The following is a 13,802-nucleotide window of genomic DNA, read 5'->3' as shown; positions in this document are numbered from 1 at the left end:
GATCAACCCCAGGCGGAATCCCGGTAGGTCGTGGGAGCGATGAGGCTCTGGCGCGCCTCCGTAGTTCCAGGGTCGCCCGCTTCCACCTTCTTGTGGAAGGCGGGGGAGAAGCCGATGAAAGCGACCAAGGAAAGGGTGGTCATGCGAAATACTGCCCGTCTCATTTCCTGCCCAAGGGTATTTCGACTGGTCGGGGGGTGGTGGGGGATGTGTCCAGTTCGGCCGGAGGTGGTCGCCACGCGGCCGTTGGCGAGAGTTCCACCGATCTGTCGGCACACACAAGGAAAAGTGCCGCAATCTAGATGCACTGCACGAAGATGTAAGGGGAGCACATGTGCAGAAAAGAGCACGAAGATACGCGAATCGACCACGTGGACATCTGTGACCGCGGTGTGAGCGTCTACCGGGAGGCGCTGCGGCACAGCCGGGTGACGGGCGAGGTGCCCCAGTGCGTGGTGGAGTTGGGCCTTCTGCGGCAGGCCACCGACGCCGAGGCGCTTGTCCCCGTACCGCCGGACGTCGCGCTGTTCAGCGCCACCCAACCCATCGAGCGGACGATCCTCGACAACCAGCACCGGCTGGCGGCGCTGCGGGTCGCCGTCTCCCGAATAGAGAGCGTGTACCTGGAGGCCCTGCAGGGCGACGCGCTTGTCCGTCGGCTGGTCGGACCCGACGTCATCAGCGCCGCGTTGGAACAGGCCGTCGGCGCCTGCACCACCGAGTTGCTGACCATGCAGCCCGGCGGGGGCCGGGCACCCGTCCTACTGGCCGAGGCCCTGACCCGCGACCTTGATCTCGCGGTCCGCGGCGTCCGGCAGCGCACCCTCTACCAGCACTCGATCCGCACCCACGGACCCACGCTCGCCTACGTGCAGCAGGTCACCGAGCACGGCGCGGAGGTCCGGACGGCGGAGGAACTGTTCGAACGACTCATCGTGTGCGACCGGGCGATCGCCTTCATCCCCAGCATCAGGGACCGCAGCACGGAAGCCCTGGCGATCCGGCACCCCGGCATCGTGCGCTACCTGGTCAGGTCCTTCGAGCACGTCTGGCACGGCGCCGAGCCCGTCGCCCTCACGCCCGGCGGGAGCCCCGACCCCCTCGCCGACGACATCCACCGGGCGGTGCTGCGCCTGCTCGTGAGCGGGTTCCCCGACAAGGCGATCGCCAAGCGGCTCGGCATCAGCCTGAGGTCCGTCGCCAACCACGTGCGGAGAGCGTCGGACTCGCTCGGCAGCCGGAGCCGGGCCGAGCTCGGCTATCTGCTCGCCGTCCGCGGCATCGTCCGGCCGGGCCACGGGATCGCCTCCGAGGGTGAGTCGGAGAGCGCCGGACCGCACCCCGCCGGCGACCCCCCGGACCTCCCCGAGCTCGACTCCCGGGACACGGTCCTCCCGGCCGGCTAGCCCCGGCGGTGCGGACACTGTGCGCTGTCATTCCGGCACGTGCCACGCACCGACCGGCGTGTGGGGGTTGCCGGCCGCAGGCCGGCTAGCCGGGCGGTGCCAGTAGGGCGTGGTGCTGGAGGCGGCCCTGGGGGCAGAGCAGCCAGGTGTGGGCGCCGAGGCCGGCCGGGTCGAGCAGTTCGGCGGCTTCGCCGGCGTGGCTGAGGGCGCGGAGGTAGCCGGCCGGGTCGCGGCGGGCCAGCTCCTGCGGCGGCCGTCGCCCGTCGACGCCGAGCGCGCGCAGCGCGTCCCGCTGGCTGAGCGAGGCGCCGCCGCCGGCGTGCGCGGCGCACGCGTCGAGGGCGACGTGTGCGGTCAGGTCGCGGGAGCCGTCCGGTACGGGCCGTGCGGTCCGGCCGTCGCGGTAGGCGGTGAGGGTGCCGAACAGCGGCCGGTCGTCCCTGGCGTGCGCGTAGTCCACGGCGACGGCGAGCCCGTCGGCGACGGTCTGGACGGCGTCCCGCCAGGCGGTGTCCCTGGGCAGGCCGATCTCGGCGCGCAGGCCTGGTTCGGGGTGGTCGTCGTCCAGCGGCCACCAGCGGCGCAGCCACTCCAGCTCCTCGCCCTCGACGTGTTCGCCGAGCCGTTCGGCGCCGTCGGCGGTGCGGACGAGGACGCGTCGCCAGACGCCGTCGCCGTCGGTCTCGGCGACCTCGCAGGGCACGTTGTCCAGCCACTCGTTGGCGAACAGCAGCCCGGTCACCCCCCTGGGCGGTTTGTCGGTCCACTCGATGCGGTGATCAAGACCCGGCGGGCGGGCGGCGCGTTCGACGGCGACGGGTCGCAGTCGTTCCGCGAGACCGGCCGGTGCGGAGGCGAGCACGCCGGTCAGCAGCTCGCCGCGCCCGGCGCCGACGTCGACGAACGTCAGTTCCGGTGGGCCGTCCAGCGCGGCGTCCACGCGCCGCAGCAGTTCGGCCACGGCCGCGGCGTACCGGGGCGAGGCGTGCACGGAGGTGCGGAAGTGCGCGGCGGGCGCCTCCCGCACGAAGAAGCCGTCAGGTCCGTACAGTGCGCGCTCGGTGGCGGCCCGCCACCCGTTCCAGTCGTCTGTCACGCGTTCACGTTAGAAGGCGGGGCGGGAGGACGTAGCGGCGGTTCCGGCCGACCCGGAGCCGACCCGGGGCCCGACCGGGGGCTGGTCGGCGGCTGTGCGGGGGCTGTGTCGGGGGCTCTGCCGGGAGTGGTCGCCCCGGGCCGGGGGAGGCCGGCATCCACCTTGCGGAGTAGCTGAGGCGTCAACGGATCGACCGGCGGGCTGACCCGGGAGGCCGTTCGGCCTGCCTACGCTGGGTGACGTGAACCGGCTCTATGAGTTCCTGCGCAGGCATCCCACGTGGGTCGACGGCTCCTGGGCCGCCGTCCTTGTGCTGCTCAGCATGCCCTACCTCCTGGCCGGTCCCGCCCACTACGTCGGCGACACCGAATGGCAGGACGTGGTGGGCCTGCTGGTGGTGGTCTGCCTCGCCCTGGTGGTGACGCTGCGGCGGCGCTTCCCGGAGCAGATGCTGATCCTGGCGACGGTCGCGGGCCTGGCCCAGGTCGCCAGCGGCGTGTTCGTGATGCCGATGAACGTCGCGATGCTGGTCATCGTCTTCACGGTCGCCGCGCGCACGGTGGTGTGGGCGTCCCGGTACGCGCTTGTGGCCGTCCTGGTGGCGCCGGCGCTCGCGGTCGCGTCCTGGGGGGAGGCGGAGGACACCGCCACGCTTGTCGCGCAGTTCCTGTTCTACCTGCTCTCCCTGGGCTTCGCCTGGGTGCTGGGCGACTCGCTGCGGACGCGCCGCGCCTACTACGCCGAGTTGGAGGAGCGGGCGGCCAGACTCGAGCGGGAGCGGGAGGCGCAGTCCCAGGCGACGGTCGCGGCCGAACGCACCCGGATCGCCCGGGAACTCCACGACGTCGTCGCCCACAACGTCTCGGTGATGGTGGTGCAGGCCGACGGCGCCGCGTACGTGATGGACACCGCGCCCGACCAGGCGAGGCAGGCCCTGGAGACGATCTCCAGCACCGGTCGGCAGGCGTTGACCGAGATGCGGCGGCTGCTGGGCGTGCTGCGAAGCGGTGAGGGCGGCGGCGGGGAGTACGTGCCGCAGCCCGGCGTCGAGCAGCTCAACGACCTGGTCGAGCAGGTCAGGGGTACCGGCCTGCCGGTGGACTTCCGCATCGAGGGCGCGCCGCGTCCGCTGCCGAGCGGCGTGGAGTTGACGGCGTATCGCATCGTGCAGGAGGCGCTGACCAACACCCGCAAGCACGGCGGTCCACACGTCGGCGCCACCGTACGGCTCACCTACGGGGACGACGCGTTGACGCTGCTGGCCGAGGACGACGGGCGCGGCGCGCCGGACGAGGTGCACAGCCGCGGCGGCGCCGACGGGCTCGGTCACGGGCTGATCGGCATGCGGGAGCGCATCGGCATGGTCGGTGGCAGCCTGGAGGCGGGGCCGCGCACCGGCGGCGGGTTCCGCGTCCGCGCCGAACTCCCCTTCAAGGGCGCGGGGTGAGAGCCGTCTCCCCGCGGCCGCTCGACTTCGCCGTGTCCCACGTCCTCTCGTGAACGTCCCCGAACCACAACAGGAGTCCGCTGAAATGACCGTGCGTGTCATGCTCGTCGACGACCAGGTCCTCCTCCGCACCGGTTTCCGCATGGTGCTCGCCGCCCAGCCGGACATGGAGGTCGTCGCGGAGGCGGGCGACGGCGCCGAGGCGCTGGAGATCCTGCGGGCCACCGCCGTGGACGTCGTCCTGATGGACATCCGGATGCCGAACGTCGACGGCGTGGAGGCGACGCGGCGGATCTGCGAGCTCGGCCAGGGCGGACCCGGCGATCCGAAGGTGCTGATACTGACCACCTTCGACCTCGACGAGTACGCCTTCGCCGCGCTCAAGGCCGGCGCCAGCGGCTTCCTGCTGAAGGACGTGCCGCCCGCCGAACTGCTCGCGGCGATCCGGGCGGTGGACAGCGGCGACGCCGTGGTGGCGCCCTCGACGACAAAGCGGCTCATCGACCAGTTCTCGCCGATGCTGCCGTCAGGGGCGCCGGAGCCGCAGGCGAAGGAGCTCCAGCGGCTGACCGAGCGGGAGCGCGAAGTGCTGGTGCTGATCGCGCAGGGGCTGTCCAACGGGGAGATCGCGAAGAAGCTCGTGCTGTCGGAGGCGACGGTCAAGACGCATGTGGGGCGCATCCTCACCAAGCTGGAGGTCCGGGACAGGGTGCAGGCCGTTGTCCTCGCCTACGAGACAGGTCTGGTGCGGGCCGGGGGCGCGTGACGACGACCGCCCCGGCGGCCCCCCCCGCTCGGGCCATGTCAGCGGAGGATCGCTTCGAGGAGGTCGCTGCCGAGGCGGGCGACCACGGGGACGTCCATCTGGTGCTGTACGTAGCGGCCCTGGCGGCGGGTGCGCAGCAGTCCCGCCTGGCGCAGCACCTTCAGATGGCGGGAGACCTCCGGGGCGCTGACCGCCAGCGCGGCGGCGAGCTCGCCGGTGGTGTAGGGGGCGCGGGCCAGATGGCGGCACAGCCGCATCCGCAGGGGGTGGGCCAACGCCTCCAGCCGTCGTTCCATGAGCTGGACGGAGTGCGGTCCCGGGCGCATCTCGGGGGCGGTGAGCGGGTATTCGATCACCGGTCGCCAGCCGGGGGCGTGCAGCACCAGCAGGTGCGGCCAGCCGAAGGTGGTGGGGACGAGGGTGACGCCCTGCTCGCTGCCGGCGTTGGCGTCGGTCCGGCCGTCGGAGAGCTTGTCGACGAGGATGCGGGTGCCGGGGCCGGTGTGGTCCACCGTCACGGCGGGGGAGACGGCGGCCAGCGCGTCGGCGAGTCCGTGCCGCTGGAGGAGTTCGGTCTTGCGGCGTGCGTCGGCGGCGAGTTGGGGCTGGACGCGCTGCCAGGTGTCGGCGAAGAACGCCTGGTCGCAGTCCTCGAAGAGGCGGCGTATCCAACTGCGCACGGTGGGCGGGTCGGTGAGCAGGTGGCGGGCGAAGTCGAGCTGTCTCGGGCCTCGGGCGGCGGCCCGGTCCAGCGCCCGCTCGCGGGCGGCGGGGTCGGCGAGCGGGGAGCGGCCCTTGCCGTAGTAGTCGGCGGAGCAGTTGATCTCCAGCGCGGCCTGGACGAAGCGTTCGTCGTCCATGGTGTCGAGGGTGTCGAGTTCCTCGGTGAGGGTGGCGCCGGGGCGGGCACCGGTCGGCAGCATGATGTCCGCCCTGGTGGAGCGCCACAGGAAGTCGGCCTCCGCCAGTCGGCCGGCGAGGTCCGGTTTGAGCTGGGCGGTCGTGGTGGTGGCCCACGCGTGCAGCCCCGGGTGGTGCCCCGGCTCGGAGAGCACGTGGAGGGCGGCCCCCAGCTCGGAGAGCGGTGAGGGCGCGAAGACGACGCGCTCGGCGGGGAGTCCGGTGATGTCGATGGCCACGCTCATGACGGACATCGTGCCGGGCGCCCGTCCGCTTCGGCACGTCGTTTGACGGGCTCGGTCAATCGGCGTGCCGAGGGAGGTCCGCCCGTCGCAACGTGAACGTCATGAGTCTCAACGCCGAATACTTCCTCGCCCTGCATCGCCTCGCCGAGCGCCGCGACCCGGCGGCGCCCGTTCCCGGAAGTGACGAGTGGTTCGCTCCGAAGGAACTGAGGGAGGCCTATCGGGAGGCTCGTCGGGAATCGCGTCGGGGGAATTCGTGGAGGCGGGCGCGGAGGGTGGGTCGGACGTGGTGGAGCCGGTGGTTCCGGACGGGGCGCACGGGCCGGCCGGTCCAGGCCAACGGCCGTCGGTGCCAGGCCTGATGCGGGGTGACAAGTTCTGCCCACGGGGCAACCCCGTGGGCCGGACGCGCGTCTGTCCGGTCAGCGTGAGGACTGCCCGGGAATGTTCCGGGAATTGGCCGTGCGCGGCCTTTCCGTGCCCTTTTGGAAAGGGCGTTTGACGGTTCTCTGTTGGCGCTTCTAATGTGCCGACGAACGTATCCGGTGCGATTCCTGGCGATTCGTCAGGGGCGTTTGTCGTGCCCGGATGGAGAACTCAGCGAGAAGAGAGCCACCCCCTCATGTCATTCCGTTTCACCACGAAGGCCGGGAAGCGTCTGGCCGCCGGCGGACTGGCGTCCGCCGCCGCGCTGTCGCTCGTCGCGGCCACCGCGCCGTCCGCGCACGCGATCATCGGCGGGACCGAGGTGTCGAACGACGCCTACCCGTTCATGGCCGGTGTCCTCTACAAGGGCAAGGGCAGCGCACTCAAGCGCCAGTTCTGCGGCGGCAGCCTCGTCGACGCGAGCGTCGTGATGACCGCCGCGCACTGCGTGGAGGGCGAGAAGGCCAAGGACCTCCAGGTGGTCGTCGGCCGGACCGTGCTGTCCGCGAAGCAGGGACAGATACGCGACGTCCGGAAGTCGGCCGGCAAGGGCGACCCCGGCGGCATCGTCATCCACCCGCGCTACACCAAGGGCAACGACGCCTACGACCTGGCCTTCCTGGAGCTGGCCAGGCCGGTGAAGGGCATCACCCCGATCAAGCTGCCCACCCAGGGCACCGACGCGCTCATCCGCCCCGGCCAGAAGGCCGTCGTCACGGGCTGGGGCAACACCGACACCGAGCTGCCCAACACCCCGGACCGGCTGCGCCAGGTGCGGGTGCCGATCCTGTCGCACGGTGAGTGCAAGGTGAGCTACAAGGAGTACAACAACAGGGTCAACTTCTGTGCGGGCGTCGAGGGCAGGGACTCCTGCCAGGGCGACAGCGGCGGACCGATCTTCCGCAACGTGCCGGGCCGGAAGGCGCCGATCCAGATCGGCGTCGTCTCCTACGGCGACGGCTGCGGCGGTCAGGGCGCGCCCGGCGTGTACGTCTCCACCAGCTCCGACCGGCTGTGGAAGACGCTGGGCGAGTCGCCGGAGGGCAAGCGACTCAAGAAGTCGCTGAACCGCCGCTGAGAGCGGCCCGCTGCGCGGGCCGTGGCGGTCCGCGCAGCGGGCGTCCGCGTTTTGCTGTGGCCGCCGGGGGCGTTCCGCGTGGGGTCGCGGCCGAGTTCCGCGACACCGCCGAGAAAAACGCGTGCTGGGCACGTGGGGTGGGTGGTCGGGGTTTTTTCGACGGCGTCGCTCCACTCGTCCACTCGTTCCGCTGCCGGGTGCACGTGGCGGGAGGCGGCCGGAAGGCGGGCTGACGGGCGGCTGGCTGGGGCGGCGCGTAGCATGGCGGCGATCGTCCGGTACCGATGACAACGCGGACTGGAACGGAAGGCACAGCTCAGTGAACGATCCACAGTCCCCGGGGCCGGTGCGCGCGGCGGACCGGCCCGCGCGCCTGACCGTCGGTGTGGTGGGAGCCGGCCGGGTGGGTCCGGCGCTGGCCGCCGCGCTGGCGCTTGCCGGCCACCGGCCGGTCGCCGCCTCCGGCGTCTCCGACGCCTCCCGTAGTCGCGCCGCCGAACTGCTGCCCGGCGTGCCGCTGGTAGAGCCCGCCGAGGTGCTGGCCAGGGCCGAGCTGGTGTTGTTGACGGTGCCGGACGACGCCCTGCCCGGGCTGGTCGCCGGGCTCGCCGAGACGGGTGCGGTGCGGCCGGGACAGCTTCTCGCGCACACGTCGGGGCGGTACGGCGTCGGTGTGCTCGAGCCGGCCTTGCGGGTCGGCGCGCTGCCGCTCGCGCTGCACCCGGCGATGACCTTCACCGGGACCTCGGTGGACGTGCAGCGGCTGGCCGGATGCTCGTTCGGCGTGACCGCGCCCGAGGAGCTGCGGCTGGCCGCGCAGGCGCTGGTCATCGAGATGGGCGGGGAGCCGGAGTGGATCGCCGAGGAGGCCCGCCCGCTCTACCACGCGGCGCTGGCGCTCGGCGCGAACCACCTGGTCACCCTGGTCGCCCAGGCGAGCGAGCTGCTGAAGCAGGCCGGGGTGCGGGCGCCGGACCGGATGCTGGGCCCGCTGCTCGGCGCGGCCCTGGACAACGCCCTGCGGTCCGGTGACGCCGCGCTCACCGGACCGGTGGCGCGGGGTGACGCCGGGACCGTCGCCGCTCACATCGCCGAGCTGCGCGCGCACGCGCCCGGCATGGTCGCCGGCTATATCGCGATGGCCCGCGCCACCGCCGACCGGGCGCTCGCCCACGGACTGCTCAAGCCGGAACTGGCCGAGGACCTGCTCGGGGTCCTCTCGGACGGGGAGCCCACCCGATGAACCAGCCCACGCCGCAGGGCGGCCCCGCGTTGCTGCACACCGCCGCCGGACTCCGCGCCTGGCCGCACGGCGGCCGGCGGGCCGTGGTGATGACGATGGGCGCCCTGCACGAGGGCCACGCCCGGCTGGTCCGGCGCGCCAGGGAACTGGTCGGCCGTAGCGGCCAGGTTGTGGTCACGGTTTTTGTGAACCCGTTGCAGTTCGGTGCCGGCGAGGACTTGGACCGCTACCCGCGCACGCTGGACGCTGACGTCGTGAAGGCCGCGGAGGCCGGTGCCGATGTGGTCTTCGCGCCGGGGGTGGAGGAGGTCTACCCGGGCGGTGAGCCGCTGGTGCGGATCAGCGCGGGGCCGATGGGGGAGCGGCTGGAGGGCGCCCACCGGCCGGGGCACTTCGACGGCGTGCTGACCGTCGTCGCCAAACTGCTCCACCTGACCCAGCCCGACCTGGCGCTGTACGGGGAGAAGGACGCGCAGCAGCTTGCGCTGATCACCCGCATGGCGCGGGACCTGAACTTCCCCGTCGACGTCGTCGGCGTGCCCACTGTGCGGGAGCCGGACGGGCTGGCGCTGTCCAGCCGGAACGTCTACCTGTCGGAGGAGGAGCGGGAACGGGCGCTGGTGCTCTCCCGCGCGCTGCTCACCGCCGCCGCGCGAGCGAAGGACGGCGCCCGGCCTCCCGAGGTACGCGGCACTGCCCGCCGGGTGCTCGCGGAGGCGTCGGGGGTCGAGGTGGACTACCTGGCGCTGGTCGACCCGGCGGACTTCGCGGACGTGGCGGAGGACCACCGCGGCCCGGCGGTGCTCGCGCTCGCCGCCCGGGTCGGCACCACACGTCTCATCGACAACGTACGACTCGACTTCGGGAGCACGGCATGACCGGTCCACGCACCGGCCCGCAGCAGCACGCCTCGCAGGGCGGTGCCTTCCCCGCGCTGCGGCTCGCCGCGCCCGAGCCGAGCTGGGCGATCGAGGCGGACGTCGCCGTCGTCGGTTCCGGCGTCGCCGGGCTGACCGCCGCGTTGCGCTGCGCAACCGCCGGGCTGCGGGTGGTCATCGTCACGAAGGCGCTGCTGGACGCCGGCTCCACCCGCTGGGCGCAGGGCGGCATCGCGGCCGCGCTGGGGGAGGGCGACAGCCCCGAGCAGCATCTGGCCGACACCCTGGTCGCGGGTGCCGGGCTGTGCGACGAGACCGCGGTGCGGCTGCTGGTCGAGGAGGGCCCGGACGCGGTCCGCCGCCTGATCGACAGCGGTGCCGTCTTCGACACCGAGCCGGGCACCGGCCGTATCGAGCTCACCCGGGAGGGCGGCCACCACCGGCGCCGCATCGCGCACGCCGGCGGCGACGCCACGGGAGCGGAGATATCGCGTGCGCTGGTCGCGGCCGTGCAGGACGTACGGGCCTCCGGCACGCCTGGCGGCGGGTCCATGGAGACGGTCGAGCACGCGCTGGTGCTCGACCTGCTCAAGGACGCGGCCGGCCGCACGGCCGGTGTCTCCCTGCACGTCATGGGCGAGGGGCAGCACGACGGGGTGGGCGCCGTGCACGCACCGGCCGTGGTGCTGGCCACCGGCGGCATGGGCCAGGTCTTCTCCGCCACCACGAACCCGGCCGTCTCCACCGGCGACGGTGTCGCGCTCGCGCTGCGCGCCGGAGCGGAGGTCAGCGACCTGGAGTTCGTGCAGTTCCACCCGACCGTGCTCTACCTCGGGTCGGACGCCGAGGGGCAGCAGCCGCTGATCTCCGAGGCCGTGCGCGGGGAGGGAGCCCACCTCGTCGACGCCGACGGCGTGCGCTTCATGGTCGGCCGCCACGAGCTGGCCGAGCTGGCGCCGCGCGACATCGTCGCCAAGGGCATCACCCGCCGCTGCCAGGAGCAGGGCGTGGAGCACGTGTACCTGGACGCCCGGCACTTCGGCGCGCGGATGTGGGCCGAACGCTTCCCGACGATCCTGGCCGCCTGCCGCGCGCACGGCATCGACCCGGTGACCGAGCCGATCCCGGTGGCGCCGGCCGCGCACTACGCGTCCGGCGGCGTCCGCACCGACCTGGCCGGCCGGACCACCGTGCCGGGCCTTTACGCGTGCGGCGAGGTCGCCTGCACCGGCGTGCACGGCGCCAACCGGCTGGCGTCGAACTCCCTGCTGGAGGGACTGGTCTTCGCCGAGCGCATCGCGGACTCCGTGGTGGGGGCCGCCTCCGACGGGGCCCGGCCCGGGCCGCCGGTGGCCGGTGGCCGTGAGCTGCCGCTGCCGCCGGCCGAGGCGCGCGGCGCGGTGCAGCGTGTCATGACGCGCGGCGCCGGGGTGCTGCGTTCGGCCGAGAGCCTGGCGACGGCAGCGGCCGAGCTGGCCGCCCTGGACCCGGCGGAGGCCGGAGCCGTGAAGTCCGCCGAGCCCGGCACCGAGACCTGGGAGGCCGCCAACCTGCGGCTGGTCGCCGCCGTGCTGGTCGCCGCCGCGCGGCGCCGCGCCGAGACCAGGGGCTGCCACTGGCGGGAGGACCACCCGGATTCCGACGACTCGCGCTGGCGCCGGCATCTGGTCGTTACGCTCGACCCCGGCGACCCGCGCGCCCTGACCGTGCGCACGACCGACGGCACCGGCTTCCCGCCGGTCGCCGACCATGCCGCCAAGCCCGCCGCAGAACCCGAGGAGACGCCGTGACCAGCCCCGACGAGCGCGCCCAGCGCCCCGACGACCCAGGGCGGCGGCCGTCCGGACCGTCGCTCGACCTGGAGCCCGCGGGCGGTTGCGGCGACGCCTGCGGCTGCGCCGGCGGCGAGAGCGCCGACGGCGTCGAGTGCGGTCTGGACCCGGAGCTGGTCCGGCTGCTCGCCGAGGCCGGCCTGGACCCGGTGCAGGTGGAGGACATCGCCTACCTGGCGCTCTCGGAGGACCTGGAGGAGGGCCTGGGCGACGTCACGACCGTGGCGACGATCGCCGAGGACGCGGTCGCGACCGGGGACTTCACCGCCCGGCAGAGCGGTACGGTCGCCGGGCTGCGGGTCGCCGAGGCGGTGCTGTCGGTGGTGTGCGCGGAGGACTTCGAGGTCGAGCGGCACGTCGAGGACGGCGACCGCGTCGAGCGCGGTCAGAGGCTGCTCACGGTGCGCGCCCGTACCCGCGACCTGCTGACCGGTGAGCGCAGCGCGCTCAACCTGCTGTGCCACCTGTCCGGCATCGCTACGGCGACGCGTGCCTGGGCCGACGCCCTGGCCGGTACCGGCGCGAAGGTTCGCGACACCCGTAAGACGACGCCGGGCCTGCGGGCCCTGGAGAAGTACGCGGTCCGCTGCGGCGGCGGCGTCAACCACCGCATGTCGCTGTCCGACGCGGCGCTGGTGAAGGACAACCACGTCGTCGCCGCCGGCGGGGTCGCCGCCGCGTTCAAGGCCGTGCGCGAGGCGTTCCCGCAGCTGGCGGTGGAGGTCGAGGTGGACCGGCTCGACCAGCTCGAACCGGTGCTCGCCGAGGGCGCCGACCTGATCCTGCTGGACAACTTCACGCCCGAGGAGACCGCCGCCGCCGTGGCGCTGGTCGCGGGCCGCGCGCGGCTGGAGTCCTCCGGCGGGCTGAGCCTGGAGCGCGCGGCCGAGTACGCCCGCACCGGCGTCGACTACCTCGCCGTCGGCGGCCTCACCCACTCCTCGCCGATCCTCGACATCGGCCTGGATCTGAGGGAGGGCGTCTGACGATGCTGCTCACCATCGACGTCGGCAACACGCACACGGTCCTCGGCCTCTTCGACGGCGACGACATCGTCGAGCACTGGCGCATCTCCACCGACGCCCGCCGCACCGCCGACGAACTGGCCGTCCTGCTCCAGGGCCTGATGGGCATGCACCCGCTGCTCGGCATGGAACTCGGCGACGGGATCGACGGCATCGCGATCTGCTCGACCGTGCCGTCCGTGCTGCACGAGCTGCGCGAGGTCACCCGCCGGTACTACGGCGACATCCCGGCCGTGCTCGTCGAGCCGGGCGTGAAGACCGGCGTGCCGATCCTCATGGACAACCCCAAGGAGGTCGGCGCGGACCGCATCGTCAACGCGGTCGCCGCCAACGAGCTGTACGGCGGGCCGAGCATCGTCGTGGACTTCGGCACGGCCACCACGTTCGACGCGATCTCCGAGCGCGGGGAGTACGCGGGCGGTGTCATCGCGCCCGGTATCGAGATCTCCGTCGAGGCGCTGGGCGTGCGCGGCGCGCAACTGCGGAAGATCGAGCTCGCCAAGCCGCGCGGTGTCATCGGCAAGAACACCGTCGAGGCGATGCAGTCCGGCATCCTCTACGGCTTCGCCGGGCAGGTCGACGGCGTCGTGAACCGCATGGCGCGGGAGCTGGTGGGCCCGGACGGCGACCCGGACGACGTGACCGTCATCGCCACGGGCGGGCTGAGCCCGATGGTGCTCGGCGAGTCCACGGTGATCGACGAGCACGAGCCCTGGCTGACGCTGATCGGGCTGCGCCTGGTCTACGAGCGCAACGCCTCCCGCCTGTAGCGTCCCCGCACGCACTGCCGCACACCCCGGTCCGACGGCTCGTCCGGACCGGGGTGCGCGCGTTGTTCAGGGCATTTCGTCCGATTAGCGCTTATCGTCACACTATGCCCACTCCACATGGTTCCCGAGGCGGAATGGCCTTCAGTGCCGACGAGCTGCGTGTGCTCCGGCGCGCCCTGGCCAACGCCGCTCAGCCCACGCTCGTTTCGGACCATGAGGTCCGCGCCTGTATGCGGCTCGCCCGAGCCGTGGACGAGACGGCCGCCGAAGCCGCCAGAGCGCGAGCCTTCCTCCTCGCCGACCTGGAGCGGTACCGCACCGCCCTGCCGGGTTCGGCGGCCGGCTATCTGGCGCAGCTCCAGGAGGCCCTGTCCGCGGGCTACGTCCCCACCGACGAGGACCTGAGCGCGCTGCGCGGCCTGTGCGCCGAACGCACCGGCCCCTACGAGGCCGCCCGGCGGGCGATGCTGCTCGTCCGCGCCGCGCTGCCGGGCGTCCGCGGCCCGCTGCTGCTCCTGCCCGGCGGCCTGCCGGACGGCCCGCCCGGCGGCACCTCCGCGGGTGAGCCCGCGTCCCGCCCCGGCACGCCGCCCGGCCGCCTCCCGGAGGACCGGCCCGGCGGGCACCCGGTGACGGTGGCGCCCCGCTGCGCGGACGACGGCGAGTCCAAGCCGCGTCCCGAGCCGAAGC

At 73.3% G+C, this 13,802-nt stretch carries 12 protein-coding genes; 10 read left to right on the top strand and 2 right to left on the bottom strand.

Translation table 11 applies throughout. The features are described 5' to 3' along the window. The first annotated feature begins 371 nt into the window (after positions 1 to 371). Positions 372 to 1,406, top strand: coding sequence for a helix-turn-helix transcriptional regulator (locus FNX44_RS15000; protein WP_143648745.1), 1,035 nt, complete (start codon positions 372 to 374; stop codon positions 1,404 to 1,406). A gap of 85 nt (positions 1,407 to 1,491) precedes the next feature. Here the strand turns inward: FNX44_RS15000 and FNX44_RS14995 are convergent, their stop codons facing one another. Then, a complete protein-coding gene (locus FNX44_RS14995) occupies positions 1,492 to 2,502 on the bottom strand; it encodes an SAM-dependent methyltransferase (protein ID WP_143648744.1) in 1,011 nt (336 codons plus the stop codon). Positions 2,503 to 2,743: 241 nt separating this feature from the next. Here FNX44_RS14995 and FNX44_RS14990 point away from each other — a divergent pair, with 241 nt between their 5' ends. Both FNX44_RS14990 and FNX44_RS14985 read left to right on the top strand, forming a co-directional pair. Next, the gene (locus FNX44_RS14990) at positions 2,744 to 3,949 is read left to right on the top strand and encodes a sensor histidine kinase (protein WP_143648743.1); all 1,206 of its coding nucleotides are present in this window, start codon (positions 2,744 to 2,746) and stop codon (positions 3,947 to 3,949) included. 85 nt (positions 3,950 to 4,034) lie between these two features. Next, positions 4,035 to 4,715 (top strand): response regulator, encoded by a 681-nt coding sequence (locus FNX44_RS14985; RefSeq protein WP_143648742.1) that lies wholly within the window; start codon positions 4,035 to 4,037, stop codon positions 4,713 to 4,715. Between the two features lie 38 nt (positions 4,716 to 4,753). Here FNX44_RS14985 and FNX44_RS14980 read toward each other — a convergent pair whose 3' ends face one another. After that, positions 4,754 to 5,860: a DUF5937 family protein gene (locus FNX44_RS14980; RefSeq protein WP_143648741.1), complete on the bottom strand. Its 1,107-nt coding sequence runs from the start codon at positions 5,858 to 5,860 to the stop codon at positions 4,754 to 4,756. A 622-nt stretch (positions 5,861 to 6,482) separates the two neighbouring features. Here FNX44_RS14980 and FNX44_RS14975 point away from each other — a divergent pair. The 7 genes from FNX44_RS14975 to FNX44_RS28580 all read left to right on the top strand — a co-directional run. Further along, a complete protein-coding gene (locus FNX44_RS14975) occupies positions 6,483 to 7,364 on the top strand; it encodes a S1 family peptidase (RefSeq protein WP_143648740.1) in 882 nt (293 codons plus the stop codon). Between the two features lie 319 nt (positions 7,365 to 7,683). Next, entirely contained in the window at positions 7,684 to 8,607 is a 924-nt protein-coding gene (locus tag FNX44_RS14970; RefSeq protein ID WP_143648739.1) for a Rossmann-like and DUF2520 domain-containing protein, read from the top strand. Then, positions 8,604 to 9,485, top strand: a complete 882-nt coding sequence (gene panC, locus FNX44_RS14965; RefSeq protein WP_143648738.1) for a pantoate--beta-alanine ligase — start codon at positions 8,604 to 8,606, stop codon at positions 9,483 to 9,485. Before FNX44_RS14970 ends, panC begins: the two co-directional genes overlap by 4 nt. Continuing rightward, on the top strand, positions 9,482 to 11,275 hold the full coding sequence (locus FNX44_RS14960; protein WP_143648737.1) for an L-aspartate oxidase: 1,794 nt from the start codon (positions 9,482 to 9,484) through the stop codon (positions 11,273 to 11,275). The genes panC and FNX44_RS14960 overlap by 4 nt, the downstream gene beginning before the upstream one ends. Next, complete coding sequence (gene nadC / locus FNX44_RS14955; RefSeq protein ID WP_143648736.1) at positions 11,272 to 12,303, top strand: carboxylating nicotinate-nucleotide diphosphorylase; 1,032 nt, start codon at positions 11,272 to 11,274, stop codon at positions 12,301 to 12,303. The genes FNX44_RS14960 and nadC overlap by 4 nt, the downstream gene beginning before the upstream one ends. A 2-nt stretch (positions 12,304 to 12,305) precedes the next feature. Beyond that, the gene (locus FNX44_RS14950) at positions 12,306 to 13,112 is read left to right on the top strand and encodes a type III pantothenate kinase (RefSeq protein ID WP_143648735.1); all 807 of its coding nucleotides are present in this window, start codon (positions 12,306 to 12,308) and stop codon (positions 13,110 to 13,112) included. Between the two features lie 134 nt (positions 13,113 to 13,246). After that, the coding region (locus FNX44_RS28580; RefSeq protein ID WP_194362473.1) for a hypothetical protein at positions 13,247 to 13,802 on the top strand (556 nt) is incomplete at its 3' end.

The organism is Streptomyces alkaliterrae (genome assembly GCF_007097205.2).
GTDB classification, from domain to species: Bacteria; Actinomycetota; Actinomycetes; order Streptomycetales; family Streptomycetaceae; genus Streptomyces; species Streptomyces alkaliterrae.
The sequence above is the reverse complement of the archived record's forward strand: the minus strand, read 5'-3'. Positions and strand labels throughout refer to the sequence as shown.